Source organism: Pseudomonas sp. JV449 (genome assembly GCF_032424295.1).
GTDB classification, from domain to species: Bacteria; Pseudomonadota; Gammaproteobacteria; order Pseudomonadales; family Pseudomonadaceae; genus Aquipseudomonas; species Aquipseudomonas marginalis.
The window spans coordinates 189,179-214,767 of sequence record NZ_VYKD01000034.1; the positions used below are offsets into that span (position 1 = coordinate 189,179).

Consider the following 25,589-nt stretch of genomic DNA (forward strand, 5'->3'; position numbering starts at 1 on the left):
ATGGCCCTCTAGAATCCGCGCCCTCTCGGGCCTTCACCTTATTTTGGATATTGCCCTGCACCCGCCCGGGACTCATAAGTGCGCAGGCAATCGAACATTGAGGTTTTTCATGCGCATCTCCACGCTCGCCCCTGCCGCCCTTCTGATCAGCCTGTTCGCCCTGCCGGCCCACGCCGCCGACCTGAGCGCATTGAGTGGCGCCCTGGGCTCCCAGCTGGGTGTCGGCAATTCCGGCGACTGCCAAAAGCAATCCGCAGACCTGCAAACCAAGATCGATGCGGCCGAAGCCAGCAAAGACAGCTTGAAAGTGAAGGCCTTCAAAGCAGCGCAAGACCAGATCAACAAAGGTTGTGACAAACTCTCCGAAGCCCAGGCCAAAGCCGACGCCAAGCAGCAAACCCAGGAAGCCAAGGCTGATAAGCCTGATGCCGTGAAAGCGCTGGGCGGCCTGTTCAAGTAAGCCGAAACACCCGGTAAAAAGCCCCGCAGCGTCGGGGCTTTTTTGTGGGTGAACGGATCATTTAGGCTGGGCGCCCCTTTCGAGCAAGGATGCTCATGATGCGTTTACTGATTGCTCTGCTACTCAGCGCTCTACCCTTTTCGGCCTGGGCTGAAAACTGCCCTGATGAGGCCCGGGCCCAGGTCGACACCCTGGCCGAACAAATCCGCCTGTGGGACGACAGTTACCACCGCCTCGGCCAATCCCCCGTCAGTGATGAACTCTACGACCAGGCCCGCCAGCGTCTGGCCCACTGGCGCCAGTGCGTGCCCACCCCCACGGCGCCTGATGATCCGCTGGCCAGTTCACGGGGTACCTTGCCGCACCCGGTCGCCCATACCGGCCTCGAAAAGCGCCTGGATGAGCAAGCCGTGGGCGCCTGGCTGGGCACGCGCCAGGATGTATGGATCCAACCCAAGGTGGACGGCGTTGCAGTGACCCTGGTGTACCGCCAGGGGCGGTTGAAACAGGTGATCAGCCGTGGCGATGGCAAGCTGGGCCAGGACTGGTCGGCCTCCGCGCGCAAGATCCCCGGCATTGTCCAGCAACTGCCGGAACCCATCGACCTGGTGCTGCAAGGCGAACTTTATTGGCGCCTCGACGAGCATGTGCAATCGGCACGCGGCGGGCTCAACGCGCGCAGCAAGGTGGCTGGGCTGATGAACCGTCGGCAGTTGAGCGATACCGACGCCGCCGGCATCGGCCTGTTTGTCTGGGCCTGGCCGAATGGCCCCGCAGCCTTTACCGAACGCCTGGCCACCCTGGCTCGCTGGGGTTTCACCGACAGCCAGCGCTACAGCCAGCCCGTCCAGGACATCATCGAAGCAGCACATTGGCGCACCTATTGGTACAACCACCCCCTGTCCTTTGCCAGTGACGGCGTGGTGCTGCACCAGGCGCAGCGCGCACCCGCTGAACGCTGGCAGGCCAGTGCGCCTTATTGGGCGGTCGCCTGGAAGTACCCCGCCTCCAAAGCCCTGGCCCTGGTACGCCAGGTGCAATTCAAGATCGGCCGCACCGGACGCATCACCCCCATTCTGGAACTGGAGCCGGTGCGCCTGGACGACCGCCGGATCAGCCGGGTCAGCGCCGGCTCCTTGAAGCGCTGGCAGGCCCTGGATATTCGCCCGGGCGACCACGTGTCCATCAGCCTGGCGGGCCAAGTGATCCCTCGGCTGGACCAGGTGATCCTGCGCAATACCACCAGGGTCGACCTGCCAGTGCCCGACCCTCGGGACTTTCACGCCTTGAGTTGCTGGCAACTGGACCCCGGCTGCGAAGAACAGCTGCTCGCACGCCTTACCTGGCTGAGCGGCAACCATGGCCTGGCATTGCCACACATAGGCCACGAGACGTGGAACATATTGATCCAGGCCGGTCTAATCGCAGGCTTTCTCGATTGGTTAACCCTGGATGCGGCAGAGCTTGCTAACATTGATGGCTTCGGTGAGCGCAGCCGCACGCGGCTGCTCGACAGCCTTCACAGCGCTCGGCAACGCCCCTTCGCACAATGGCTCAAGGCCTTGGGTGTACCGCCTGCGGCACGCGGCAACCTGGAGGGCAACTGGCAGACGCTGGTCGCCAGAGACACACAGGCCTGGCTGGCCATCGATGGCATCGGCCCGGGTCGCGCAGCGCAACTGAGCGCTTTTTTTCGCGACCCACACGTACAGACATTGGCTGAAACATTACGTGTGGCCGGAATAGACGGGTTTTGAACCCGACCCAGCCACCTTTAAATCACAGCAGAATTCACCCTGCTATTTGCGACCCCGGAGCTCCACATGAAATTCCTCGCCCCTTTTGCCCTGCTGACCGTCGCAAGCTTCATGGCCACGCCACTGCTGGCCGCCGAAGAAGCCACCCCACTCACCGGCTGCGCCGCCAAGCGCCAGGCCATCAGCACCCAGATCGAACAAGCCAAGGCCCACGGCAACAGCGACCAGCAAGCCGGCCTGGAAAAAGCCCTGAGCGAAGTCACCGCCAACTGCACGGATGCCGCCTTGAGGAAGGAGCGCGAAAACAAGGTACTCGACGCCAAGCACGACGTCAGCCGCCGTCAGGCCGACCTCGACAAGGCGATGAAAAAAGGCGACGCGGACAAGATCAACAAGCGCAAGGACAAGCTCGCCGAGTCACGCAAGGAACTACAGGACGCCGTGGAAGAACTCGACCAGTAAAACCGGTCAGTGGTCGCGAAATTGTTTATGGCAGGCACTGCAGGCATCTTCGACTTTCTGTACGGCAGGCGTAAGGTTGCTGGCCTTGTAGGGCTGCACCTGGCTGGAGCTCACCAACTCACCGGTGGCCGCTTCCAGATCGCGGGCCAGTTGCTGGAACTGCGCCTGTTTTTGCCACACGTCGTCCTTGGCGCTGGTGTGATCCTCTTCGCGTACGCTCGGAAAATGTTTCCACGGTTCATGGGACAGCGCATCGAGCTTGACCGCGCCTTCGGCGAATTTCGCGCCATCGAAGGCAATGCGCCCGCGCAACATGCCGCCCAGGTCTTCAGCGGTCTTGAGCATTTGCTTGAAGATCGCCTTGCGCTGGCCCAGGGGCGAATTCGGATCGACGCCGCCGCAGGCGGACAGTGCCAGGCAGGCCAACAGCACAAGCGTAATTTTTTTAAAAGTCATGGTGGCTCAGGTCACGGGAAACGGCGGCCAGTATCCTCGCCCTGCCCGTAAAGACCAATAGCCCTATTAATAATAAGGGTTGCCCACAGGCGCTACGGCGCGGGCAATCGCTTCAGGAACCGTTTGTATGAATCTCACATTGAAACACTGGAGCCGCCGCCTGGCATGGGCTCTGCCGATGATTGCACTGCTGGCAGGCTGTGACGCGGGCAAGGACAGCGGTAAAGACACGGCTAAAGAAGAAGCTGCCAAGCCCCACGCCGTCGCCACCTATGTAAGCGCTCCCTGGGAGGCGTTGCCCGCCGTGTCCGACAGCGACCTGCTGGCCGGCTTCGAATCCTGGCGCAGCGCCTGCCAACGCCTCAAGGCCGACCCTATATGGGGGGCCACCTGCGCAGCAGCGGGTCCCGTGCCAGCCGATGCCGTGGCGGTGCGCGGTTTTCTCAAGGAGCGCCTGGATGTGTTCGGCCTGCGTTCGGCTGACAACACCCCCAACGGCTTGATCACCGGCTACTACGAACCGGTCTACCCCGGCAGCCTGACCAAGACCGCCGCCGCTCACGTACCCGTGTATGGCGTGCCGGATGACCTGATCATCGTCAATCTGGAAAGCATCTACCCGGAGCTCAAGGGCAAGCGCCTGCGCGGCCGCCTCGAAGGCCGCGTGCTCAAACCCTATGACGATGCCAGCGCCATCAACGGCCAAGGCTCCACCGCCAAGCCGATTGCCTGGCTGACCAACCCGATGGACCTGCAATTCCTGCAGATCCAGGGCTCGGGGCGCATTCAACTCAAGGACGGGCGCCAGCTGCGCGTCGGTTACGGCGACCAGAACGGCTACCCCTATCGCCCTATCGGCCGTTGGCTGGTGGAGCAAGGCGAGTTGAAGAAAGAAGACGTGACCATGGGCGCCATCAGCGCTTGGGCCAAGGCGCACCCGGAGCGCATCCCGGAACTGCTGGCGAGCAACCCCAGCTACGTCTTCTTCAGCGCTCGCCCCGACAGTAATGAAGGCCCGCGCGGTTCGCTGAATGTGCCGTTGACCGCTGGCTACAGCGTAGCGGTGGATCGCAAGGTGATTCCGTTGGGCAGCCTGTTGTGGCTGTCGACTACCAAGCCCGACGGCTCGCCATTGGCACGCCCCGTCGCCGCGCAGGACACCGGCGGTGCAATCACCGGAGAAGTGCGCGCGGATTTGTTCTGGGGCACGGGTGACGCTGCCGGAGAGCTGGCGGGAAATATGAAGCAGCAAGGGCAGATCTGGATGCTATGGCCCAAGGGCGCGGCGTTGCCGCAGGTGCCGGATGTACCCACCGGAACCTGACACTCGCCGAAAACACACCGTAGGAGCGAGCTTGCTCGCGAAAAACGTCAACGATAACGCAGCGCTTTCTGGCAGCCCGCGTCGTCTGTTCGTTCTTCGCGAGCAAGCTCGCTCCTACAGAAACCGGTTCAGATCGACACGAAGAAGAAGCTCGCAATCAACACCATGCCCACCGCCCACACCAGCGAGCGCAGTATCGCCCAGTCGGCGAGGTAGCAAATGATGTAGAGCAGGCGGCTGGTGATAAACAGCACGGCCAGCACATTGATGGTCACCAGTTCGGCCGTGCCGGCCAGGTGGGCGATAATCACCGCGGCGGCAAACGCGGGCGTCACTTCAAAGCTGTTGAGCTGCGCACTATGGGCGCGCTTGGCAAACCCTTCAAGGGTATCCAGGAAAGCACGCGGGTCGTGGTTCTGCCGCGGCCCGAACTTGCCGCCACTGAACTTGGCCACGCCCGTGCACAGGTAAGGCAGAAAAATCGCGATCAACACACACCAGAAAGCAGCCGTCATCACTCAGTCCTTTTGTCGTTTTATGCAGCGATTAGAGTTCTAGCACTAAAAACTCAATATCGCACCTAACCGCTATGAGCCGCGCGCTACCGAAAGGTTCTACCGCACTTTCACCCAAGACCTTGCAACCTCACGCCGCCACTGCGGTCCATCCCCCACTAACAACCCCCCACCTTCCAAGGACCCCGGATGCTTGAACTTGTCGCCGCCTTCATTTGCCTCACTACCCTGCTCACCTATGTGAACTTCCGCTTTATCGGCCTGCCGCCCACCATCGGCGTGATGGTCACGGCCCTGCTGTTCTCCCTGATCCTGCAAGGCCTGAGCCTGCTCGGCTACCCAGGCCTTGAGGAGCGCATCCAGCAATTGATCGGCCAGATCGACTTCGGCGACCTGCTGATGAACTGGATGCTGTCGTTCCTGCTGTTCGCCGGCGCCTTGCACGTCAACTTGAACGACCTGCGCAGCTACCGCTGGCCCATCGGCCTGCTGGCAACCTTCGGTGTGTTGATCGCCACCGTGGTGATCGGCAGCCTGGCGTATTACATCTTCGCCCTGTTTGGCTGGCACGTGAGCTTCCTGTACTGCCTGTTGTTCGGCGCACTGATCTCGCCCACCGACCCCATTGCGGTACTGGGCGTGCTGCGAACCGCCAATGCGTCGAAACCGCTGAAGACCACGATTGTGGGCGAGAGCCTGTTCAACGACGGCACGGCGGTGGTGGTGTTTACCGTATTGCTGGGCATCGCGCAGTTGGGCGAGACGCCTACCGTGGGCGCCACGGCCTTGCTGTTCGCCCATGAGGCAATTGGCGGCGTGGTCTTCGGCGGGCTGATCGGCTATCTGGTGTACCTGATGATCAAGAGCATCGAACAGCACCAGATCGAAGTGATGCTGACCCTCGCCCTGGTCATCGGCGGCTCGGCGATGGCCACCGAACTGCACGTCTCCGCACCGATCGCGATGGTGGTGGCCGGGCTGATCATCGGCAACCTGGGACGCAAGCTGGCGATGAACGACATGACCCGGCGCTACCTGGACGGCTTCTGGGAATTGCTGGACGACATGCTCAACGCGCTGCTGTTTGCGCTGATCGGCATGGAGCTGCTGCTGTTGCCGTTCAACTGGCTGCACGTGTTCGCGGCCGGTTTGCTGGCGGTGGCGATCCTGCTGTCGCGCCTGCTGACCGTGGCCCCGGCGATCCTGTTGCTGCGCCGCTGGCGTACGGTGCCGCGCGGCACCATCCGTATCCTGACCTGGGGCGGCCTGCGCGGCGGGGTCTCGGTGGCTCTAGCGCTGGCCCTGCCGCTGGGCCCGGAGCGCGATCTGCTGCTGAGCATCACCTACATCGTGGTGCTGTCGTCGATCCTGGTGCAGGGCTTGACCATTGGCCGAGTCGTAAAGCGCGTAGCCGAGCCTCAGTGAAGCGGTGAGGATTTACCTCGCTACACCACACGTTTGCCTACGGGTGCACTGCAATTGCACAGGTGTTCAAGCAAGTGCCGCATCGCCAGTGGGCGGCGCGGCGTCGAGCTATGCATGACGACCAGATCCCGCGCATAGCGCGGCGCGTCGTCGACCGGCAAGACACACAGGCCATTGCGAGACATCCCTGCCCACTGCGGTACCAGTGATACACCCATGCCTTGGGCGACCAACATGACGATGGTTTCCAAGGCATCCAGCTCACACAACACCTGCGGATCAAAGGACTGTTCATCGAGGAAACGCTGGGCAATCTGCCCACCCCACGAGCGAGCGTCGTAGCGAATGAATGATCGCTCGCGCAGCAATGCTTCTAACGTTTGCGTGCCCCACTCAGCGGGGGCAATCAGAATCAGAGGTTCAGCCCGCAACAAGGTCGTCGCCAAAGCCTTGGGTGGCTGAAAGGGTGGCCTGACAAGAATCGCCGCGTCCAGCTCCTGGGCCAGCAATCTCTCATAGAGGCTTCTGGAGTCTCCCGGTGTGATCTTCAGCCTCAGCCCAGGTGCCGACAACGCCAGTCGCTCTATCGCCCCCGGCAAGACGCCGGTCAATGCCGTCGAAATGGCACCGATCTTGATCTCTCCCGACAAGCCATCCTGGCTCAGGTCCTCCTGCAACTCGCGCGCCTGCTCAATGACTGCTTGAATTTTTGGTAACAGCAATAGGCATTGGTCCGAGGGCCACGCGGCATGCGCAGTGCGCATAAGCAGCGTGCACCCCAGCGTCCGCTCAAGCGTCTTGACCCGCTGGCTGATCGCCGCTGCGGTACGGTTTTCACGTCGCGCGGCCGCTGCAATGGAGCCGGCTTCAATGACGGCGACCAGACTTCTCAGGAATCGAACATCCATAAGTTTTCCTTTCGCTCAGACCAAGGCGAACCCGTTTTACCCGGGTACACGGCCTGTTTAATTTGAGGGCTCTCCCACACAGAGATCCCTCCCATGAACAGACCTTTCCACGCTGCATATCATGTTTACGACCTAAATCAGGCGCGCATTTTTTATCGAGATGTTTTGGGCTGCACGGAAGGCCGTAGCAGCGAGACCTGGATCGACTTCGATTTTTTCGGGAACCAGCTTTCACTGCACCTGGGGACGCCGTTTCCCACCACGCGTACCGGGCTGGTCGGTGAGCATCATGTCCTGATGCCGCATCTCGGCGTGGTGTTACCGCTTGAGGAATGGTTGACGCTTGCCGAACGGCTTGCCCACCTGGGCACATGTTTCGAGATTCCGCCCGTGATCCGCTTCGCTGGCGAGCCAGGCGAGCAACGCACGATGTTTTTCCTTGACCCCAGCGGCAACCCCATCGAGGTGAAAGGGTTCAAGGACTTCGCCGGGCTGTTCGCTCAATAAATCCCTGATATCTACAACAATAAGGGGCACCCACATGACCACCAAAAAACCATCCAGCCTTGTCACCCGTATCATGATCGGTCTGGCCGCCGGGATAATCGTCGGCATCCTTCTCAACCAGTTTCCCGAACACAAGATCTGGTTCATCGACAATCTGCTGCAACCGGCAGGCGACTTGTTTATCAAGCTGATGAAGATGATCGTCGTGCCTCTGGTCTTCGCTTGCATGACAGTCGGCATTGCCGGCATGGGAAATCCTGCCGCCTTGGGACGCGTCGGCGTGAAGACCTTCGTTTACTTCTTCACGATCACCAGTGTTGCAATCGTCTTTGGTCTGATCGTTGGAAACGTCGTCGAGCCCGGCTCAGGTGCCGAATTTGGCAGTACGTTGCAGACGCCAGTAACAGAACTGGCCGCCTACGGCAAAACGCAGAATCTGGGGCAAACGCTATTGGCGATTGTGCCGGATAACATCGTCTTGGCCATGTCGCAGGGCAAGCTGCTCTCCGTGCTGTTTTTCGCCATCCTGTTCGGCTGCGCCTTGTCTATGCTGCCCGAGCAGCGCAAGGCCCCCCTGATCGGTGTGATGCAGGCCATCTCCGACACCATGTTCAAAGTCACCCATCTGGTCATGCATTACTCACCAATCGGCATTTTCGGGCTGATCGCAGTCACCGTCGCCAGCTTTGGCCTCAGTGCCTTGCTGCCGCTGGCCAAACTGATCGGCACGACTTATGTCGCAGTGCTGTTATTTGCATTGTGCGTATTGGGAGCAGTTGCACGATTGGCGGGGGTCGGCTTTTTCCACTTGGTGCGGGAGATACGCAGTGAATTATTGCTGGCCTATAGCAGCGCTGCGTCAGCAACAGTCATGCCTCAATTGATCGAAAAAATGGAGCGCTACGGCGCCCCGCGCCCTATTACCAGCATGGTTATCCCGCTGGGCTACTCGTTCAACCTGGATGGCGCTTCGCTTTTTGCTGCGTTGGGCACGTTGTTCATCGCCCAGGCGTATGGCATTGACTTGAGCCTGGCTGATCAGGGAATGCTGGTATTGATCATGGTGTTGACATCAAAGGGCGCGGCGGGCGTACCGGGCTTCATGTTTATCATCCTTACCGCGACCTTGACCGCCGCGGGTCTGCCCGTGGAAGGAGTGGCGATCATTGCAGGCGTGTATCGCCTGATGGATATGCCGGTCACAGCATTGAATGTGCTGGGCAACGCGCTGGCGCCATTGGTTATTGCCCGGTGGGAGGGGCGGCTGAATGCACCTGACCGCACAATTGCCACCGAGTCTGCCAGCGCGTCGCTCAAAGTCTGAAAGTCCTGGTCCAGGTGCCTCGCAAAGAACCCGTTTGAGTCTTTGCGGGGCGAGATCAGGCCTTTTTCTTACTCTGGGAAAGCTGCTCCCGTGCGCCGGAGTGAGTAGCAGAAGGTGCCTTGCTTTCGCTGCGAATCTGCGCATGACTGATCAACGCAAAGATAAAGCTGCCACCGATGATATTGCCGGCCAGTGTGGGGCCGGCAAACACCAGCCAGAAATCCTTCCACGGCAACTCGCCGGCAAACACCAGGTACGACACTTCCGCCGAACCCACCACGATATGGGTGAAATCCCCCAGGGCCATCAGGTAGGTGATCAGAATGATGATCCACATCTTGGCGCTTTCCATCGACGGGATCATCCACACCATGGTGGCGATCATCCAGCCGGAGACGATGCCCTTGGCGAACATCTGGCTGGCGTCGTTTTCCATGATCTTGCGCCCGATTTCGAGGAAGGCCAGGTCGGTCTTGGTGTCGAAGATCGGCAGATGCAGCATCACATACGCCACCAACAGCGTGCCGCAGAGGTTGCCCACCAGCACCACCGACCACAGCCGCAACAGGCGCCCGGCATTGGCCAGGGTTGGCTTGCTCATCACCGGCAGCACGGCGGTCAGGGTGTTTTCGGTGAACAGTTGCTGGCGCGCCAGGATCACCGCGAGAAAGCCTGCGCAGTAGCCGAAGCTGGCGATCACCTTGAAGGCCTCTCCGTCCGGAAGGCGTGAATTGAGCAGCCCCATGGCCATCAATGACAGGCCCATGGTCAGGCCGGCTGCCAATGCCGACCACCACAAGGCGGCGACGCTGCGCTCCAACTCCTGATCGCCCTGGGTGCGGATAATTTCATGCAGCACCGCCGCGCGGGGCGGCTGGTTCTTGTCGACGTCCTGCTGCTCTTCCTGGGACAGGTTCGGGGTCTTGCCGTCTTCTTGCGTGGCCATGGTGGTACCTGAACGGGGGGCGATGTTCAGGTACGACCTATGGTTGATCAAGAGCGTTCACTGGCCCGGCGCAGGTTTACTCGCGGATGCCATCTTCCTGGAACTGGTCCTTGACGTACTTGATCTCGGTGCGCCCATGAGGTGCGGGCAAACCGTCCTCGCCAAGGTTGACGAAGACCATTTTTTCCACGGTGAGGATGCTTTTGCGGGTGATCTTGTTGCGCACTTCACAGGTCAGGGTGATGGAGGTGCGGCCAAACTCGGTAGCAGTGATCCCGAGTTCGATGATGTCGCCCTGGCGCGAGGCGCTGACAAAGTTGATTTCGGAGATGTACTTGGTCACCACGCGCTGGTTGCCCAGTTGGACGATGGCATAGATGGCCGCTTCTTCGTCGATCCAGCGCAGCAGGCTGCCACCGAACAGGGTGCCGTTGGGGTTGAGGTCTTCAGGTTTTACCCATTTGCGGGTGTGGAAGTTCATGGTCACTCCAAAGCGTCTTGCCGAATGATGGGCAACATCATGGCAGAGCCCGCCCCCAAGCTCTATGCGCCATTGCCTATCAACCCCATGTGCGATCTTCATATGGCCGACAGAAAGGCTTGGGAAGTGCCGCGTACACGGCTATAATCGCCCCGCTTCAAAACGGTCATCTTCAGTTGATACCGTTTCTCCCGCCACCTGTCCGAGGGGCGCTGCAGCAGGTTCAACCTGTCAGGCTCGGATGGGGCGTTGTCCGGCCTGGTTGCCCTGGCCTGATACTAAACGCACAACGGCGCCCATTCGCACACTACGAATGGAGGCTCTTCATGAGCGCTGTAATTACGCCTGCAGATTTCAACGACTACAAAGTCGCCGACATGTCCCTCGCCGCCTGGGGCCGTCGCGAAACCTTTATCGCCGAATCCGAAATGCCAGCCTTGATGGGCCTGCGTCGCAAGTACGCCGCCGAGCAACCGCTCAAAGGCGCGAAGATCCTCGGCTGCATCCACATGACCATCCAGACTGCCGTGCTGATCGAAACCCTGGTTGCCCTGGGTGCCGAAGTGCGTTGGTCGTCCTGCAACATCTTCTCGACGCAAGACCAGGCCGCTGCCGCCATCGCCGCTGCCGGTATCCCGGTATTCGCCTGGAAAGGCGAGACCGAAGAAGAGTACGAGTGGTGCCTGGAGCAAACCATCCTTAAAGATGGCGCGCCTTGGGATGCCAACATGATCCTCGACGACGGCGGCGACCTGACCGAGCTGCTGCACAAGAAGTACCCACAGATCCTCGACCGCGTCCACGGCGTGACCGAAGAAACCACCACCGGCGTGCACCGCCTGCTGGACATGCTGGCCAAGGGCGAGCTGAAAATCCCGGCCATCAACGTCAACGACTCGGTGACCAAGAGCAAGAACGACAACAAGTACGGCTGCCGTCACAGCCTGAACGATGCCATCAAGCGCGGCACCGACCACCTGCTGTCGGGCAAGCAAGCCCTGGTGATCGGCTACGGCGACGTGGGCAAGGGTTCGTCCCAGTCCCTGCGCCAGGAAGGCATGATCGTCAAAGTCTCCGAAGTCGACCCGATCTGCGCCATGCAAGCCTGCATGGACGGTTTCGAAGTGGTTTCGCCGTTCATCGATGGCGTCAATGACGGCACCGAAGCAAGCATCGACAAGGCCCTGCTGGGCAAGATCGACCTGATCGTGACCACCACCGGTAACGTCAACGTCTGCGATGCCAACATGCTCAAGGCCCTGAAGAAGCGCGCCGTGGTGTGCAACATCGGTCACTTCGACAACGAGATCGACACCGCTTTCATGCGCAAGAACTGGGCGTGGGAAGAAGTGAAGCCGCAGGTACACAAGGTTCACCGTACCGGCGCTGGCGCTTTCGACCCACAGAACGACGACTACCTGATCCTGCTGGCCGAAGGCCGCCTGGTTAACCTGGGCAACGCCACCGGCCACCCAAGCCGCATCATGGACGGCTCGTTCGCCAACCAGGTACTGGCCCAGATCTTCCTGTTCGGCCAGAAATACGCCGACCTGTCGCCAGCCCAGAAAGCCGAGCGCCTGACCGTGGAAGTACTGCCGAAGAAACTCGACGAAGAAGTGGCCCTGGAAATGGTCCGCGGCTTCGGTGGCGTGGTAACTCAGCTGACCAAGACCCAGGCCGACTACATCGGCGTGACCGTCGAAGGTCCGTTCAAGCCGCACGCTTACCGCTACTAAGTAATCAGCCCAACCTGCTCTACCTGTGGGAGCGAGCTTGCTCGCGAAAAACTCAAGGACACCGCGTACATCCTGTTTCTACGCGTTATCGTTGACGTTCTTCGCGAGCAAGCTCGCTCCTACAGTGCAGATGGGTTGCACAGTCGGCTTCTGAGTTTCAAAGGGTATGACCATGTCCCAAGACCGTCGCTACAGCTTCGAGTTCTTCCCCACCAAGACCGATGCTGGGCATGAAAAACTGATGGCGACTGCCAAGCAGTTGGCCAGCTACAACCCCGACTTCTTCTCCTGCACCTACGGCGCCGGCGGTTCGACGCGTGATCGTACGATCAACACCGTGTTGCAGCTTGAAAGCGAAGTCAAAATTCCCGCCGCTCCGCATTTGTCCTGCGTGGGCGACAGCAAGGCCGACCTGCGCGGCCTGCTGACCCAATACAAAGCCGCCGGCATCAAGCGCATCGTTGCCCTGCGTGGCGACTTGCCGTCCGGCATGGGCATGGCCAGTGGTGAGCTGCGCTACGCCAATGACCTGGTGAGCTTTATCCGTGAAGAAAGCGGCGACCACTTCCATATCGAAGTGGCGGCTTACCCGGAGATGCACCCCCAGGCACGCAATTTCGAAGACGATGTGCAGAATTTCGTGCGCAAGGCCAATGCCGGCGCCAACAGCGCGATCACCCAATACTTCTTCAACGCCGACAGCTATTTCTACTTCGTCGAGCGTGTACGCGCCATGGGTGTGAACATCCCGATCGTGCCGGGCATCATGCCGATCACCAACTACAGCAAGCTGGCGCGCTTCTCCGACGCCTGCGGTGCCGAGATCCCACGTTGGGTGCGCAAGCAACTGGAAGCCTATGGCGACGACGTCAAGAGCATCCAGGCGTTCGGCGAACAGGTGATCAGCAATATGTGTGAAGAATTGTTGCAAGGTGGCGCGCCAGGCCTGCACTTCTATACCCTGAACCAGGCTGAACCAAGCCTCGCGATCTGGAACAACCTTAAACTGCCACGCTAGGCCGGTTTAATCGCTGTACCCAGCCCTCGTTATCACGGGGGCTTTTTTCGTCTACATACCCCCTGGAAAGGAAGCCTGCAGTACATGAATACAGCGTCCCCGACTCCCCGCCCGCAACTGGTGTACCTGGTATTCGGCGCCGAGACCTATCATCAGGAAGCCGTATTCAGCATCGCCAGTGCCCTGGCCCACCTGGGCGGCCCCCAGGACATGCCATTGGACATCCAGGTGTTCAGCGACAATCCGGCCCCTTATCGCGGCTTGCCGGTACAGGTTCACACCCTGGACGACGCCACGCGCAAACGCTGGAGCGAGCCCCACGGCTACCATTTCCGCACCAAGCACGTGCTGTTGCGCCAGGTGCTGGAAACAGCGGAACGGGCGCTGTTGATCGACACCGACACCTTTTTTCACGACTCGCCCATGGCGCTGTTCGAACGTGTCGCGCCCGACACCGTGCTGTGCAATGCCTTCCACGCCAAGTACGGCGACAACCGCGAAAGCGTGCTGTATGAAGCCCTGGCCAGGCACCTTGCAGACAAAGGCCTGGCCGACGACGACATGTGGCTGCTCAACTCCGGCGTCATGGGCCTGACCCGGCAAGATGCGCACATCCTTGATCGCTCGATCGAGTTGATGGACGAGCTGTTCCCGATGGCCCACGGTGCCTACACCCTGGAAGAGTTCTGCCTGTCGGTGGCCGCTTACCGTACGCTCAATGTGCGCCAGTGCCCCGACCTGATCCACCACTACTGGAGCCGCAAGCAGTTGTTCCGGGCCAAGGTCAAGGCGTGGGTCACCAAGCACGCCGCAGACCCTATCTGCGCCAAAGCCCTGGCCGACACCCGCAATGTGTCTGCCCACCTGCCCCGCCCGCCACGACTGCAACGCTTGATGTACAAGCTGATCACCCTGGCCTTGCCCAAACGCAAGCAGCAGTTCATCCGCGAAATCCTCTACGGCTGCTACGAGCACGAAAATGAATTCGACCAGGCCTGTGGCCCGATTTGGTGGGAAAAGGCCCTGCAGAATCAGGAAGAGCGGCAAAAAAGCCCGGTCGATGCGCACCAGCTCGAACATTGGTTCGCCAACCCAGTGGTGCGCCTGATTCTGGGCGAGCGACGTGCAGCCATCTATGAACACCTGATGACCTCACCGACAAAATAGCGTCGCCCGCAGATGGGTGTGCCAGCGCTTCTCTTTAGCGCACGGGCGTCGTAACCTCGGGGCATGCCCGTCATTCTGAAGCTGTTGACCGTTGCGCTTTTTACTTGCTTGAGCCTGGCCGCTTATGGCGAGAAATTGCGCATTGTCACCGAGCCCTGGGCGCCTTACGTGTATGAGGAACACGGCGCCATGCGCGGGCTGGACTACGAAACCACGGTGATCGTGTTCCAGCGCCTGGGGGTCGATGTTCAATGGCAGTTCCTGCCCTGGAAGCGCTGCCTGGCCATGCTCGATCAGGGCCATGCCGATGGCGCACTGGATATTTTCCACAGCCACGAACGCGACGCACTGCTGCTGTACCCCAGCGAACCGTTGTCGGAAGTGGAATTCGTGATGTTCTACGCCAACGCACGCCCTCACCCGGTCCAAGGCCTCGACGAGCTGGACGGCCTCACTGTCGGCACGTCGCCAGGCTATCTGTACGGCGCGCCATTCAGCGACTCCACCCGGTTCAGCCGCGAGCCGGCCCCCAGCCACGAGGCCAACTTCGGTAAATTGCTGTTGGGACGCATCGACCTGCTGATCACCGACCGCCGGGTCGGCCAGCATGTGATCAAGGCCCTGGGCCTGGAAAGCAAGGTCAGCCAGGCCCCCGTCGTGGTCAGCCGCCAGCAGCAGTACCTCGCCGTACGCCGTGGCGCGGGGATGGACCTGCTGGTGCAACGCTTTGCCGCCGAACTCAAGCGTTTCAAACAGGAGCCGGCCTACGCCGTCTTAAGCGCCAAATATGGTGGAACCCAAGCCAAAACAGCGTCCGGACACACCGTTGAGCAGCAGGAAAGCGGCGCACAGTGATTGCTCTGTTATACTCCGGCCTTTCCGCCAGGCTTACGCCCGGCCGCTGAGGTCCTGAAAAAGGCACCCAACCCCGCTACTGCGCAGCTTTCAGCCCGCGCGAGCCGGTGGAGTGCCCGCCAGACGCAGCAGGACCGGACGGGATTGCGCTCCCCTAAGCGCCATTCGCGCCCGGCAAGATTATCCCTCTGGGCCAAGCCCTAACTAAAACAGGATTACTCATGTCCTTTGCTTCCCTCGGTCTCTCCGAGGCTTTAGTCCGCGCCATCGAGGCAGCGGGCTATACCGAGCCTACTCCGGTGCAACAGCGGGCTATTCCCGCCGTGTTGCAAGGTCGCGACCTGATGGTTGCGGCTCAGACAGGTACGGGTAAAACCGGCGGCTTCGCCCTCCCGATTCTGGAGCGGTTGTTCCCCAACGGTCATCCGGACAAATCCCAGCGTCACGGCCCGCGCCAACCGCGCGTACTGGTCCTGACCCCTACCCGCGAACTCGCCGCCCAGGTGCACGACAGCTTCAAGCTGTATGCCCGCGACCTGAAGTTCGTCAGCGCCTGCATCTTCGGCGGCGTCGGCATGAACCCACAGGTTCAGGCCATGTCCCGTGGTGTTGACGTGCTGGTGGCGTGCCCCGGTCGTTTGCTCGACCTGTGCGGCCAAGGCAGCGTTGATTTGTCCCACGTGGAAATCCTCGTGCTGGACGAAGCCGACCGCATGCTCGACATGGGCTTTGTCCATGACGTGAAGAAGGTCCTCGCCCGCCTGCCGGCCAAACGTCAGAACCTGCTGTTCTCGGCAACGTTCTCCAACGACATCACCGCCCTGGCCGGCAAGCTGCTGCACAACCCGGAACGCATCGAAGTCACGCCGCCGAACACCACGGTCGAGCGTATCGAGCAACGCGTATTCCGCCTGGCCGCCAGCCACAAGCGTTCATTGCTGGCGCACCTGATCACCGCCGGCGCCTGGGAACAGGTGCTGGTGTTCACCCGCACCAAACACGGCGCCAACCGCCTGGCCGAGTACCTGGACAAGCACGGCCTCACCGCCGTCGCCATCCACGGCAACAAGAGCCAGAACGCCCGCACCAAGGCCCTGGCCGACTTCAAGGCCGGTGAAGTGCGCATCCTGGTCGCCACCGATATCGCCGCCCGCGGCCTGGACATCGACCAGTTGCCACACGTGGTCAACTTCGAGCTGCCAAACGTCGACGAGGACTACGTGCACCGTATCGGCCGTACCGGCCGTGCCGGGCGTTCGGGTGAAGCCATTTCCCTGGTTGCCCCGGACGAAGAGAAACTGCTGAAAAGCATCGAACGCATGACCAAGCAGAAAATCGCCGATGGCGACCTGATGGGCTTCGATGCCAGCGCCGTTGAGGCCGAAAAGCCTGAAGTGCGCGAACGTCCGGACGTGCGTAACCCACGCAACCCACGCGGTCCGAAGGGCGATGGCCCGAACGGCGGCGGTGGTGGCGGTGGTCGTCGCGACAAGGGCAAGGACAAGGGCGGCAAGGAAAAAGCGCCAACCAACGGCCGTGGCGAACGCCCGGCCCGTGAGCAGAAGCCCCGTGAAGGCACCCCGGCCCGCGAACAGCGCCAGCCGAGCCAGCCCCCACGTGCCGCAGCCGACCGCGCCCCGGACGAATTCCTCGACGACGACGTGGATAACTTCGGTAACCGCGTTGACTACGTGCCCCAGGCCAAACCGGCCCAAGGCCGTGGCCGTCGTCCAGGTGCTCCGGCGCCGGGCGCAGCTGCCGGCACTGGTGCTCCACGTGGTGGCCAGCCCCAGGGCGGACGTCAGAACGGCCCGCGCAACAGCAGCGGCGGCACGACCGGCACCCCGCCGGCCAAGCGCAGCGGCCCGCGTAACGGTGCACCGCGTGACGGCCAGGCGCGTCGCGAAGATTCGCGCAGCAACAACCGCCGCCCGGCCCGTGACGACCAGCCACGTTTGTCCGAGCCCGCCGTGCAGAACCCGCGCGGTGGCCCGGCGCCGAAGATCATCCACAAGGAGTCGAAAGCCGACCGCTTCCCGACACCCGAGCAGTTGGATCAACTGCCAGGCCGTCCTCGTGGTGAAAAACCGGCATTGCTGACCCGCAACCGCTGAGTTTCAAAGCGCCATGAAAAATGCCCCGCATCGAAAGATGCGGGGCGTTTTTTATCTCCTCCCCACACGTTCCCTGATATGAGCGAGCTTGCTGTGGTGAGCGAGCTTGCTCGCGCTGGGCTGCGGAGCAGTCCCAACACCTGTCACCGTGTTCTGCCAGAAGAATCATGGTGTATCTGATTAGGGCCGCTTCGCGCCCCAGCGCGAGCAAGCTCGCTCACTACAGGAAATAAACGCAGGCACAAAAAAACCGGATGCTGAGATCCGGTTTTTTGTGTGCGGACAGAAATTACTTCTGCTTGACGCCTTCCAGCGAGATGTCCAGGTCGACAGTCTGGGAAGTCGGGCCTGGGCCCTTGATGCCGAAGTCGTTCAGGTTCAGCGTGGTCTTGGCGTTGAAGCCGGCACGTTCGCCGCCCCATGGATCCTTGCCTTCACCGTTGAACGTGGCCTTGAAGGTCACAGGCTTGGTCACGCCGTGGAAGGTCAGGTCGCCGGTCACATCAGCGGTTTTCTCGCCGGTGGATTTAACCGCAGTGGAGACAAACTTGGCATCGGCGAACTTGCCGACATCCAGGAAGTCCTTGCTGGCGATGTGCTTGTCACGTTCGGCGTGGTTGGACCACAGGCTGGCGGTTTTCACGTCGACCGCGATTTTGCTGGCTTCAGGCTTGGCGGCATCCCAGCTGAACGTACCATCCCAGTCCTTGAAGGTACCGTGGATGTAGCTGTAGCCCAGGTGGCTGATTTTCCAGTCGATGAAGGCGTGCTGGCCTTCCTTGTCGATCTTGTAGTCGGCAGCCATCACCTGACCTGCAGACAGCAGCGCTGTACCGATTGCCAGAGCGGCGAGGGTCTTTTTCAACATGCTTTCTATTCCTTGTGAGTCGAGGTTGAACATCAGGCTTTGCGCCCCAGCATTCGCGAGAGGGTCGCATCACGATCGATAAAGTGGTGTTTCAACGCAGCCACGCCGTGCAAGCCGGCGAAGACTACCAACACCCAGGCGAGGTACAGGTGCACCACGCCAGCGGTGTCTGCCTGGTCCGGTAGACCGGAAACCACGGCAGGAATTTCAAACAGGCCAAACACCGGGATACCGACACCGTCTGCGGTGGAAATCAGGTAACCGGCGATCATCACGGCAAACAGCCCGAGATAAAGGAACGCGTGGCCGAACGCGGCACCGATACGGGTCAAGCGACTGTAACTGGCCAGCGGCGGAGGCGGTGGGCTGATCAGGCGCCAGACAATACGCACCAGCATGATGGCGAACAGCGTGATGCCGATGCTCTTGTGCAGGTCCGGTGCTTCCTTGCGCCAGGCGCTGTAGTAGTCCAGGCCCACCATCCACAAGCCCAGGGCGAACAGGCCGAACACCACCAGGGCCACGCCCCAGTGCAAAACCATACTGACCCAGCCATAACGGGCCGGTGAGTTACGTAGCTGCATGTACTTAATCCCGTAAGAGCTGCGCCCAAGACTAGCGATTTACCTATCGAATTAAAGCGGAAAATTTTGCTTTGAAATATCGAGAAATACGATCTAGAGCGTATGCACAATAAGTTAACCAAGGATTAAGGACTATTCCTAAGAAACGTGACAGTCCGTCCTACGTTTACTCCGAATTCCCCACAATGGCTTGTGACCGGGGCCACCATTGCATAGGCTTGCGCGATTGTTTCACCTGCGCCGCTCGCAGGACCGCTTCGAGGAGATCACCGATGGGCTTGAACAACCAGTGGATGCAACGCGACCTCGCGGTGCTGTGGCATCCCTGCACCCAGATGAAAGACCACCAGCAACTGCCGCTGATCCCGATCAAACGCGGTGAAGGCGTCTGGCTGGAAGACTTCGAAGGCAAGCGCTACCTCGACGCCGTCAGCTCCTGGTGGGTCAACGTGTTCGGCCACGCCAACCCGCGCATCAACCAGCGCATCAAGGACCAGGTCGACCAGCTGGAACACGTGATCCTCGCCGGTTTCAGCCACCAGCCGGTGATCGAGCTGTCCGAGCGCCTGGTCAAGATGACCCCCGAGGGCCTGACCCGCTGCTTCTATGCCGATAACGGTTCGTCGTGCATTGAAGTCGCGCTGAAGATGAGCTTTCACTATTGGCTCAACCGTGGCCTGCCAAACAAAAAACGCTTTGTCACACTGACCAACAGCTACCACGGCGAAACCATCGCCGCGATGTCGGTGGGCGACGTGCCGCTGTTTACCGAGACCTACAAGGCGCTGCTGCTGGACACCCTCAAGGTGCCGAGCCCGGATTGCTACCTGCGCCCCGAGGGCATGAGCTGGGAAGAACACTCGCGCACGATGTTCCTGGCCATGGAACAGACCCTGGCCGAGCACCACGACAGCGTCGCCGCCGTGATCGTCGAACCGCTGATCCAGGGCGCCGGCGGCATGCGCATGTACCACCCGGTGTACCTCAAGCTGCTGCGCGAGGCCTGCGACCGCTATGGCGTGCACCTGATCCACGATGAAATCGCCGTGGGCTTCGGCCGCACCGGGACCCTGTTCGCCTGTGAACAGGCCGGCATCCGCCCGGACTTCCTGTGCTTGTCCAAGGCCCTGACGGGCGGCTACCTGCCGTTGGCCGCCGTGGTCACCACCGATGACGTCTATGACGCGTTCTACGACGACTACCCGACCCTGCGCGCCTTCCTGCACTCCCACAGCTACACCGGCAACCCGCTGGCGTGCGCGGCGGCCCTGGCGACCCTGGATATTTTCGAAGAAGACAACGTCATCGAAAACAACAAGGCCCTGGCCCAGCGCATGGCCACCGCAACGGCGCACCTGGTCGACCATCCGCATGTCTCGGAAGTACGCCAGACCGGCATGGTGCTGGCCATCGAGATGGTCCAGGACAAGGCCACCAAGACCGCTTACCCGTGGCAGGAGCGCCGTGGTCTCAAGGTGTTCGAACACGCCCTGGAACGCGGCGCGTTGTTGCGGCCGTTGGGCAGCGTGGTGTATTTCCTGCCGCCCTATGTGATTACACCGGAGCAGATCGACTTCCTCGCCGAAGTCGCCAGCGAAGGCATCGACATCGCCACCAACAGCAAAGTCAGCGTGGCGGTGCCGAAGGATTTCCACCCTGGTTTCCGCGATCCGGGTTGATTGCCGGCACACCTACACCTTTTTCCAGAGAACCAAAATGAGACTGTCCCGCTTTTTCACCGACACCCCGCTGAGCCTCGGCGATCACGAACTGCCCGAAGCCCAGGCGCACTACATCAGCCGCGTGCTGCGCATGGGCGAAGGTGACGCCGTGCAATTGTTCGACGGCTCCGGCCAGGAGTTCCTGGGCAGCCTGCTGGAAGTCGGGAAAAAACGCGTCACTGTGCAACTGACCGAAAGCTTCGCCGGCCAGGCCGAATCGCCGCTGCACATCCACCTCGGCCAGGGCCTGTCCCGGGGCGAACGCATGGACTGGGCGATCCAGAAAGCCACCGAGCTGGGCGTCAACGCCATCACGCCGATCTTCAGCGACCGCTGCGAAGTGCGCCTGAAGGACGAACGCGCCGACAAACGCCTGCTGCACTGGCGCCAGGTGGCGATCAGCGCGTGCGAGCAGTGCGGGCGTTCGACGGTACCGGTGATTCACCCGCCGTTGCTGCTGGCGGACTGGTTGAAGCAGGTCGAGGCGGACCTGAAACTGGTGCTGCACCCGGTGGCCGAGCCGCTGGTCAACCATGCCAAACCTGCGAGCCTGGCGTTCCTGATCGGGCCCGAGGGTGGATTGACGGATGGGGAAGTCGAAGTGGCCCAAGGCGCCGGCTTCCACGCCGCCCGCCTCGGCCCGCGTGTGTTGCGCACCGAGACTGCGCCGGTGGTGGCATTGGCGGTAGCCCAGCAGCTGTGGGGTGACTTCTAACCCACTTTGCAAACCCTCCCACATTTGGATGGGGTTACCCCTTCTTACTCCACCGGATCGCTGATCGGCTTGGCAATGATCGCCTTCAACTCACTGGTCATCGGGAATTCCAGGTTCAAGCCCTTGGGCGGAATCGGCTGTTCAAACCAGCGCTGGTAAATCCCGTTGATCTCCCCCGAACGGTACAGGTCGCCGAGGGTCTCGTTGACCACCGCGAGAAACTGCGGATCATCCTTGCGCACCATGCAGCTGTAGATCTCCCGCGACTGCTCCTCGCCCACCACCACCCAGTTGTGTGGGTCCTTGGCCTTGGCACGTTCGCCGTAGAGCAATGCATCGTCCATATAGAACGCAGCCGCGCGGCCCGTCTCGAGCATCTTGAACGCCTCGCCGTGGTCCTTGGCGCTGATCACGAACATAGTGCTCTTGTGCTCGGCGTTGTAGCTCTTTAGAAAACGCTCGTTGGTGGTGCCGGCGGTAGTCACCACGTTCTTGCCCCCCAGGTCGGCGAAGCCCTTGATACCGCTGTCCTTAGCCGTCAGCAACTGGCCTTTCACGTAAATAAACCCGTAGGAAAATGCCACCTGCTTCTGCCGCTCGGCCGTGACTCCAGTGGAGCCGCATTCCAGGTCGACGGTGCCGTTCTGCACCAGCGGAATCCGCGTTTGAGAGGTCACCAGGTTGTACTTCACCTTAAGGTCGGCCACCCCGGTTTTCTGCTGGATACGCTCGACGATCTTACTGGCCAGGTCCACCGAATAGCCCATCGGCTTGCCGCTGTGATCCCCCACGTAGGAAAACGGCACCGACGCATCGCGATAACCCAGGGTGATGGACTTGGTACTGGCGATCTTGCCCAGCGTACCGTCCAGCGGCGCCTGGTTGGCATGGGCGTGTACTCCCAGCAAAAGGCCCAGGGTGCAGCCGGTCAACAGGATTTTTTTCATTGTTATTCTCCGTTGGTCTTTGACGTTATTTTCGTACCGCAATCACGCTGATTTCCACCAGCACGCTCGGCCTCGCCAGCTCCGCCTGCAGGGTGGTGCGCGTCGGCGCCATCCCGGGCGATAGCCAGGCGGCCCATACATCATTCATCGGCGCGAAACCGCTGCCGATGTCTTTCAAGTAAATGGTCGCATTGAGCAAATGATCCTTGTCACTGCCGGCCTGGGCCAGCAGCGCATCGATCCTGGCCAGCACTTCGCGGGTCTGCGTCGCCACATCCAGGCCTTCGCCGGGCACCTGGCCCGAAAGGAATACCAGATCCTTGAACGTGACGGCGCCGGACAGTCGGTCGTTGCTGCTGATTCGGTTGATGGTCATGGGTCAATCCTCACGCGGCGCGGGGCGCCAGGCCCTGCATATCTATGGAAGGTAGGTGGTGGCCGATCAGCTCGGCCAGCAATTGGCCGCTGCCGCACGCCAGGGTAAAGCCGAGGGCGCCGTGGCCCAGGTTCAGCCACAGGTTGCGATACACGCTGGGGCCAATCAGCGGCACACCGGTCGGGGTGGCGGGACGCATACCGGCCCATTCCACAGCATTGGCATAGTCGCCAGCGGTAGGAAATGTCTCGACCGCCTGGCGTTTCATCAGCGCCAGGCGCTTGGGCTCAAGGCTGGCGTCAAAGCCGACGATATCCACCATGGCCGCCACCCGCAGCTGTTCGCCGATACGCGCGTAGACCATCTTGCGGTCGTAGTCGGTGATGCTCACATTCGGCGCCTGGTGCTGTGCGCCAATCGGTACGCTGAGGCTATAGCCCTTGAGTGGATACAGTGGCAGTGACACGCCGGGCAATGCCAACTCGGCGGCGCGATGACCGGCCGCCAGCACCAGGTGTTCCACCGGCATCACTTCGCCGCCCAGCTCGATGGCCTGTACCGCGCCGTCGGCATGGCGAATCCTGGTGACCTTGCGCCCCAGCAGAAAGGTGCAGCGCCCCGACGCTTCAAGGCGTGCCGCCAGCTGTTGGCAGAAGGCATGACAGTCCGCCACTTCTTCATTGGGCGTATAGATACCACCGACAAACTCACCCGCCACCTGCGCCAGCGCTGGCTCCAGCCGCGCACAATCCAGCGCCGACAGCACCTGTTGTTGCAGGATGTCGGTGACCTTGCTGCGCGCACGCTCAAAGGTATCGGCATTGCGAAAGGTCACCAGCTTGCCGTTACGCCGCCAATTGAACGTGTCCAGGCGATCGTCGACGCGCCATTGCTGCAAGGTGTTTTGGCTCAGGCTCGCCAGGCGCAGCAAGTGGGCGGCGTTGCGCTTGTTCACCGAGCCACGGCAAGCGCCGATGAACGCAGCCATCCAGCGCCATTGTCGGGGGTCCAGGCGTGGGCGCAGCTTCAGTGGCGAGTCACCGCGCAGCAACCAGCCAATCGCCTGTAGCGGCACTCCCGCATCCGCCAGCGGTGCGACGTAGCGGTAGGACAATTGCCCGCCATTGGCGAAGCTGGTTTCGCTGCCCACGGTGTCACGCGCGTCGATCACCGTCACTTCATGACCTGCACGTACCAACGCGTAGGCACTCGCCAGGCCGATAACGCCTCCACCAATGATGCAAACCTGCCTGGCCATTCAACACCCCCAGCCCTTGATCCAAGAAAGCCCCAGGGTAGGTGCAGGTGACAGGCCGCCGACAATGAATAAAGATGGGGCACCTATAAACAAAGGTTATGGACCTGCCATGCGCTTGCGTCATATCGAAATCTTCCAGGCCATCCGCCAGACCGGCTCCATCAGCGCCGCCGCGCAGTTGCTGCATGTCTCCCAACCGGCGGTGACCAAGGTGTTGCAACATGCCGAGTTACAATTGGGTTTCCCGCTGTTTTTGCGGGTACGCGGCAAATTGCAGCCCACGCCCGAAGCCCTGGCGCTGGAAAGCGAAGTCGAAAAAGTCACCGCGAGCCTGCAAGGCGTGCGGCGCCTGGCCAAGAGCCTGCGCCGCGCCCCGGGGCAAAGTGTGCGGATTGGTGCAATCCCGGCATTGGCGCTGTCGCTGCTGCCCCCGGCGATTCTGGAATGGAAGCGCGACTACCCGGACATCGCCTGCGAACTGTCCAGCGACCATAGCCGCGAGCTGGTGCAAAAACTGTTGATGCGCGAGATCGACCTGGCACTGACCCTCAGCTTCTCCGGCCATCCCGGGTTGACCACACAAGTGCTTGCCAACGGTGTGTTGGTGGCCCTGGCGTCGAAAAACTACTGGCCGGACGCTGAGCTGCATCAGGCCCTGCCCCTGGCAGACCTCGCGGGGGCACCGTTGATTGGCCTGTCCAGCGCCGACCCACTGGCGGCAAAGCTCGACAACTACCTGGAGAGCGTCGACCCGCCGCCTCGGGTGACGATCTCGGTGCAAACCTATTCCCTGGCACGGGCGATGGTGGAGTCCGGCGCCGGCTTGACGGTCATCGACCCCTTTACCGCCCTCGGCGCATCGACGGCGACCACCTGCATCCGCACACTTACACCGCCTCTGCCGATCACCCTCTACGCCTTGACCCGTGCCAATGAACCACCGCCGCATATGCTGGCCAATCTGCTACAGATCTTCGGCAACCGGGCTCGGGAGCTGCTGGGGCGCCTATAACACGTAGTGCATGATCGCCACGAAATGCAGCAGGCTGCCGCCGATCACAAACAAATGCCAGATCCCATGGGAATGCCGCAGGCGATCCTCCAGGGCAAAGAAGATGATGCCGACGGTGTACAGCACCCCGCCCGCCGCCAGCCAGATAAACCCGGCGGTGCCCAGCGCGGCGATCAGCGGCTTGACCGCCACCAGCACGATCCAGCCCATCACCGCGTAGATCACGATGGACAGGATGCGCGCCTCGGAGCGCGGCTTGATCTCTTGCAGGATGCCGATCACCGCCAGCCCCCACACGATGCCGAACAGCGTCCAGCCCCACGGGCCTCTCAACGTCACCAGGCAAAACGGCGTGTAGCTGCCGGCGATCAGCAAGTAGATCGAAAAGTGATCGACCTTCTGCATGATCTCTTTTCGCCGCCCCTGCACGCTGTGGTACACGGTCGACGCGCTGTACAGCACCATCAGCGTAAAGCCATAAATCGCCACGCTGACGATCTTCCAGGGGCTGCCGTCCAGGCTCGCCACCACCAACATCCACACGGCGCCAATACACGCCGCGACTGCACCGAGCAAATGGCTCCAGGCGTTGAATCGTTCCCCGTGATACATCTGTCACTGACCTCCTGTAGCCGCTGGAACTGGCTGGCAAG

General features: G+C 61.2%; 26 protein-coding genes and 1 riboswitch. Of the genes, 15 read left to right on the forward strand and 11 right to left on the reverse strand.

Going from position 1 to position 25,589, the window contains the following annotated elements:
- The first annotated feature begins 109 nt into the window (after positions 1-109).
- The 3 genes from F6S08_RS29975 to F6S08_RS29985 all read left to right on the forward strand — a co-directional run bounded on the left by F6S08_RS29975 (position 110) and on the right by F6S08_RS29985 (position 2,679).
- Positions 110-460: a hypothetical protein gene (locus tag F6S08_RS29975; protein WP_065925491.1), complete on the forward strand. Its 351-nt coding sequence runs from the start codon at positions 110-112 to the stop codon at positions 458-460.
- A 95-nt stretch (positions 461-555) separates the two neighbouring features.
- Positions 556-2,217, forward strand: a complete 1,662-nt coding sequence (ligB, locus tag F6S08_RS29980; RefSeq protein ID WP_315872700.1) for an NAD-dependent DNA ligase LigB — start codon at positions 556-558, stop codon at positions 2,215-2,217.
- 66 nt (positions 2,218-2,283) lie between these two features.
- The gene (locus F6S08_RS29985; protein ID WP_065925493.1) at positions 2,284-2,679 is read left to right on the forward strand and encodes a DUF1090 domain-containing protein; all 396 of its coding nucleotides are present in this window, start codon (positions 2,284-2,286) and stop codon (positions 2,677-2,679) included.
- A gap of 6 nt (positions 2,680-2,685) precedes the next feature.
- Here F6S08_RS29985 and F6S08_RS29990 read toward each other — a convergent pair whose 3' ends face one another.
- Positions 2,686-3,135, reverse strand: coding sequence for a cytochrome c (locus F6S08_RS29990; RefSeq protein ID WP_315872701.1), 450 nt, complete (start codon positions 3,133-3,135; stop codon positions 2,686-2,688).
- Between the two features lie 127 nt (positions 3,136-3,262).
- Between F6S08_RS29990 and F6S08_RS29995 the strand changes: the two genes are divergently transcribed.
- Positions 3,263-4,459 carry a murein transglycosylase A gene (locus F6S08_RS29995; protein ID WP_065925495.1) on the forward strand — a complete coding sequence of 399 codons (1,197 nt, stop codon included), beginning with the start codon at positions 3,263-3,265 and terminating at the stop codon, positions 4,457-4,459.
- A 128-nt stretch (positions 4,460-4,587) separates the two neighbouring features.
- On the opposite strand, the gene F6S08_RS30000 is transcribed toward F6S08_RS29995, so the two are convergent.
- On the reverse strand, positions 4,588-4,974 hold the full coding sequence (locus F6S08_RS30000) for an MAPEG family protein (protein WP_065925496.1): 387 nt from the start codon (positions 4,972-4,974) through the stop codon (positions 4,588-4,590).
- Positions 4,975-5,163: 189 nt separating this feature from the next.
- On the opposite strand from F6S08_RS30000, the gene F6S08_RS30005 reads away from it, so the two are divergent.
- Positions 5,164-6,399: a cation:proton antiporter gene (locus tag F6S08_RS30005; RefSeq protein WP_065925497.1), complete on the forward strand. Its 1,236-nt coding sequence runs from the start codon at positions 5,164-5,166 to the stop codon at positions 6,397-6,399.
- Positions 6,400-6,419: 20 nt separating this feature from the next.
- On the opposite strand, the gene F6S08_RS30010 is transcribed toward F6S08_RS30005, so the two are convergent.
- Entirely contained in the window at positions 6,420-7,307 is an 888-nt protein-coding gene (locus tag F6S08_RS30010) for a LysR family transcriptional regulator (RefSeq protein ID WP_137212373.1), read from the reverse strand.
- A gap of 93 nt (positions 7,308-7,400) precedes the next feature.
- On the opposite strand from F6S08_RS30010, the gene F6S08_RS30015 reads away from it, so the two are divergent.
- Positions 7,401-7,814 carry a VOC family protein gene (locus F6S08_RS30015; protein WP_065925499.1) on the forward strand — a complete coding sequence of 138 codons (414 nt, stop codon included), beginning with the start codon at positions 7,401-7,403 and terminating at the stop codon, positions 7,812-7,814.
- Positions 7,815-7,848: 34 nt separating this feature from the next.
- Positions 7,849-9,138: a cation:dicarboxylate symporter family transporter gene (locus tag F6S08_RS30020; protein WP_235865614.1), complete on the forward strand. Its 1,290-nt coding sequence runs from the start codon at positions 7,849-7,851 to the stop codon at positions 9,136-9,138.
- Between the two features lie 55 nt (positions 9,139-9,193).
- On the opposite strand, the gene F6S08_RS30025 is transcribed toward F6S08_RS30020, so the two are convergent.
- Positions 9,194-10,084 carry a formate/nitrite transporter family protein gene (locus tag F6S08_RS30025; protein WP_065925500.1) on the reverse strand — a complete coding sequence of 297 codons (891 nt, stop codon included), beginning with the start codon at positions 10,082-10,084 and terminating at the stop codon, positions 9,194-9,196.
- A 76-nt stretch (positions 10,085-10,160) separates the two neighbouring features.
- Positions 10,161-10,565, reverse strand: a complete 405-nt coding sequence (locus F6S08_RS30030; protein ID WP_065925501.1) for an acyl-CoA thioesterase — start codon at positions 10,563-10,565, stop codon at positions 10,161-10,163.
- 198 nt (positions 10,566-10,763) lie between these two features.
- Positions 10,764-10,870: riboswitch (S-adenosyl-L-homocysteine riboswitch) on the forward strand.
- 21 nt (positions 10,871-10,891) lie between these two features.
- Here F6S08_RS30030 and ahcY point away from each other — a divergent pair.
- The 5 genes from ahcY (at position 10,892) to F6S08_RS30055 (ending at position 17,455) form a co-directional block, all read left to right on the forward strand.
- Positions 10,892-12,301, forward strand: a complete 1,410-nt coding sequence (gene ahcY, locus F6S08_RS30035; RefSeq protein WP_053128057.1) for an adenosylhomocysteinase — start codon at positions 10,892-10,894, stop codon at positions 12,299-12,301.
- A 172-nt stretch (positions 12,302-12,473) separates the two neighbouring features.
- Positions 12,474-13,319, forward strand: a complete 846-nt coding sequence (gene metF / locus F6S08_RS30040; protein WP_315872702.1) for a methylenetetrahydrofolate reductase [NAD(P)H] — start codon at positions 12,474-12,476, stop codon at positions 13,317-13,319.
- A gap of 84 nt (positions 13,320-13,403) precedes the next feature.
- Positions 13,404-14,486 carry a hypothetical protein gene (locus F6S08_RS30045; protein WP_065925502.1) on the forward strand — a complete coding sequence of 361 codons (1,083 nt, stop codon included), beginning with the start codon at positions 13,404-13,406 and terminating at the stop codon, positions 14,484-14,486.
- A 63-nt stretch (positions 14,487-14,549) separates the two neighbouring features.
- A complete protein-coding gene (locus F6S08_RS30050) occupies positions 14,550-15,341 on the forward strand; it encodes a substrate-binding periplasmic protein (protein WP_315872703.1) in 792 nt (263 codons plus the stop codon).
- A 221-nt stretch (positions 15,342-15,562) separates the two neighbouring features.
- Positions 15,563-17,455, forward strand: coding sequence for a DEAD/DEAH box helicase (locus tag F6S08_RS30055; RefSeq protein ID WP_137212369.1), 1,893 nt, complete (start codon positions 15,563-15,565; stop codon positions 17,453-17,455).
- A 289-nt stretch (positions 17,456-17,744) separates the two neighbouring features.
- On the opposite strand, the gene F6S08_RS30060 is transcribed toward F6S08_RS30055, so the two are convergent.
- Together F6S08_RS30060 and F6S08_RS30065 are read right to left on the reverse strand one after the other, a co-directional pair.
- On the reverse strand, positions 17,745-18,323 hold the full coding sequence (locus F6S08_RS30060; protein WP_027606057.1) for a YceI family protein: 579 nt from the start codon (positions 18,321-18,323) through the stop codon (positions 17,745-17,747).
- Between the two features lie 32 nt (positions 18,324-18,355).
- The gene (locus F6S08_RS30065) at positions 18,356-18,907 is read right to left on the reverse strand and encodes a cytochrome b (RefSeq protein ID WP_065923822.1); all 552 of its coding nucleotides are present in this window, start codon (positions 18,905-18,907) and stop codon (positions 18,356-18,358) included.
- 272 nt (positions 18,908-19,179) lie between these two features.
- Between F6S08_RS30065 and F6S08_RS30070 the strand changes: the two genes are divergently transcribed.
- Together F6S08_RS30070 and F6S08_RS30075 are read left to right on the forward strand one after the other, a co-directional pair.
- Entirely contained in the window at positions 19,180-20,586 is a 1,407-nt protein-coding gene (locus tag F6S08_RS30070) for an adenosylmethionine--8-amino-7-oxononanoate transaminase (protein ID WP_315872704.1), read from the forward strand.
- A gap of 37 nt (positions 20,587-20,623) precedes the next feature.
- The gene (locus F6S08_RS30075; protein WP_315872705.1) at positions 20,624-21,343 is read left to right on the forward strand and encodes a 16S rRNA (uracil(1498)-N(3))-methyltransferase; all 720 of its coding nucleotides are present in this window, start codon (positions 20,624-20,626) and stop codon (positions 21,341-21,343) included.
- 44 nt (positions 21,344-21,387) lie between these two features.
- Here F6S08_RS30075 and F6S08_RS30080 read toward each other — a convergent pair whose 3' ends face one another.
- From F6S08_RS30080 to F6S08_RS30090, 3 genes are read right to left on the reverse strand one after another with little or no spacing between them, the layout of a single operon-like run.
- Positions 21,388-22,290, reverse strand: coding sequence for a transporter substrate-binding domain-containing protein (locus F6S08_RS30080; RefSeq protein WP_315872706.1), 903 nt, complete (start codon positions 22,288-22,290; stop codon positions 21,388-21,390).
- Positions 22,291-22,315: 25 nt separating this feature from the next.
- On the reverse strand, positions 22,316-22,666 hold the full coding sequence (locus F6S08_RS30085; RefSeq protein WP_065947838.1) for a RidA family protein: 351 nt from the start codon (positions 22,664-22,666) through the stop codon (positions 22,316-22,318).
- A gap of 10 nt (positions 22,667-22,676) precedes the next feature.
- Positions 22,677-23,924 (reverse strand): D-amino acid dehydrogenase, encoded by a 1,248-nt coding sequence (locus tag F6S08_RS30090; protein ID WP_065947839.1) that lies wholly within the window; start codon positions 23,922-23,924, stop codon positions 22,677-22,679.
- A 109-nt stretch (positions 23,925-24,033) separates the two neighbouring features.
- Here F6S08_RS30090 and F6S08_RS30095 point away from each other — a divergent pair, with 109 nt between their 5' ends.
- Positions 24,034-24,936: a LysR family transcriptional regulator gene (locus F6S08_RS30095; RefSeq protein ID WP_315872707.1), complete on the forward strand. Its 903-nt coding sequence runs from the start codon at positions 24,034-24,036 to the stop codon at positions 24,934-24,936.
- Here F6S08_RS30095 and trhA read toward each other — a convergent pair.
- Positions 24,931-25,548 (reverse strand): PAQR family membrane homeostasis protein TrhA, encoded by a 618-nt coding sequence (gene trhA / locus F6S08_RS30100; protein WP_027606065.1) that lies wholly within the window; start codon positions 25,546-25,548, stop codon positions 24,931-24,933. The genes F6S08_RS30095 and trhA overlap by 6 nt on opposite strands.
- Positions 25,549-25,589 lie beyond the last annotated feature (41 nt).

What these genes read in the sequence shown, in the direction of transcription:
- F6S08_RS30065 (WP_065923822.1), bottom strand. Translation starts at nt 18,907, where the DNA reads ATGCAGCTACGTAACTCACCGGCCCGTTATGGCTGGGTCAGTATGGTT.
- ahcY (WP_053128057.1), top strand. Translation starts at nt 10,892, where the DNA reads ATGAGCGCTGTAATTACGCCTGCAGATTTCAACGACTACAAAGTCGCC.
- F6S08_RS30095 (WP_315872707.1), top strand. Translation starts at nt 24,034, where the DNA reads ATGCGCTTGCGTCATATCGAAATCTTCCAGGCCATCCGCCAGACCGGC.
- F6S08_RS29985 (WP_065925493.1), top strand. Translation starts at nt 2,284, where the DNA reads ATGAAATTCCTCGCCCCTTTTGCCCTGCTGACCGTCGCAAGCTTCATG.
- F6S08_RS30060 (WP_027606057.1), bottom strand. Translation starts at nt 18,323, where the DNA reads ATGTTGAAAAAGACCCTCGCCGCTCTGGCAATCGGTACAGCGCTGCTG.
- metF (WP_315872702.1), top strand. Translation starts at nt 12,474, where the DNA reads ATGTCCCAAGACCGTCGCTACAGCTTCGAGTTCTTCCCCACCAAGACC.
- F6S08_RS30050 (WP_315872703.1), top strand. Translation starts at nt 14,550, where the DNA reads ATGCCCGTCATTCTGAAGCTGTTGACCGTTGCGCTTTTTACTTGCTTG.
- F6S08_RS29995 (WP_065925495.1), top strand. Translation starts at nt 3,263, where the DNA reads ATGAATCTCACATTGAAACACTGGAGCCGCCGCCTGGCATGGGCTCTG.
- F6S08_RS30005 (WP_065925497.1), top strand. Translation starts at nt 5,164, where the DNA reads ATGCTTGAACTTGTCGCCGCCTTCATTTGCCTCACTACCCTGCTCACC.
- F6S08_RS30000 (WP_065925496.1), bottom strand. Translation starts at nt 4,974, where the DNA reads ATGACGGCTGCTTTCTGGTGTGTGTTGATCGCGATTTTTCTGCCTTAC.
- F6S08_RS29990 (WP_315872701.1), bottom strand. Translation starts at nt 3,135, where the DNA reads ATGACTTTTAAAAAAATTACGCTTGTGCTGTTGGCCTGCCTGGCACTG.
- ligB (WP_315872700.1), top strand. Translation starts at nt 556, where the DNA reads ATGATGCGTTTACTGATTGCTCTGCTACTCAGCGCTCTACCCTTTTCG.
- F6S08_RS30015 (WP_065925499.1), top strand. Translation starts at nt 7,401, where the DNA reads ATGAACAGACCTTTCCACGCTGCATATCATGTTTACGACCTAAATCAG.
- F6S08_RS30085 (WP_065947838.1), bottom strand. Translation starts at nt 22,666, where the DNA reads ATGACCATCAACCGAATCAGCAGCAACGACCGACTGTCCGGCGCCGTC.
- F6S08_RS30010 (WP_137212373.1), bottom strand. Translation starts at nt 7,307, where the DNA reads ATGGATGTTCGATTCCTGAGAAGTCTGGTCGCCGTCATTGAAGCCGGC.
- F6S08_RS30090 (WP_065947839.1), bottom strand. Translation starts at nt 23,924, where the DNA reads ATGGCCAGGCAGGTTTGCATCATTGGTGGAGGCGTTATCGGCCTGGCG.
- F6S08_RS30055 (WP_137212369.1), top strand. Translation starts at nt 15,563, where the DNA reads ATGTCCTTTGCTTCCCTCGGTCTCTCCGAGGCTTTAGTCCGCGCCATC.
- F6S08_RS30030 (WP_065925501.1), bottom strand. Translation starts at nt 10,565, where the DNA reads ATGAACTTCCACACCCGCAAATGGGTAAAACCTGAAGACCTCAACCCC.
- F6S08_RS30080 (WP_315872706.1), bottom strand. Translation starts at nt 22,290, where the DNA reads ATGAAAAAAATCCTGTTGACCGGCTGCACCCTGGGCCTTTTGCTGGGA.
- F6S08_RS30020 (WP_235865614.1), top strand. Translation starts at nt 7,849, where the DNA reads ATGACCACCAAAAAACCATCCAGCCTTGTCACCCGTATCATGATCGGT.
- F6S08_RS30045 (WP_065925502.1), top strand. Translation starts at nt 13,404, where the DNA reads ATGAATACAGCGTCCCCGACTCCCCGCCCGCAACTGGTGTACCTGGTA.
- F6S08_RS30075 (WP_315872705.1), top strand. Translation starts at nt 20,624, where the DNA reads ATGAGACTGTCCCGCTTTTTCACCGACACCCCGCTGAGCCTCGGCGAT.
- F6S08_RS30070 (WP_315872704.1), top strand. Translation starts at nt 19,180, where the DNA reads ATGGGCTTGAACAACCAGTGGATGCAACGCGACCTCGCGGTGCTGTGG.
- F6S08_RS30025 (WP_065925500.1), bottom strand. Translation starts at nt 10,084, where the DNA reads ATGGCCACGCAAGAAGACGGCAAGACCCCGAACCTGTCCCAGGAAGAG.
- F6S08_RS29975 (WP_065925491.1), top strand. Translation starts at nt 110, where the DNA reads ATGCGCATCTCCACGCTCGCCCCTGCCGCCCTTCTGATCAGCCTGTTC.
- trhA (WP_027606065.1), bottom strand. Translation starts at nt 25,548, where the DNA reads ATGTATCACGGGGAACGATTCAACGCCTGGAGCCATTTGCTCGGTGCA.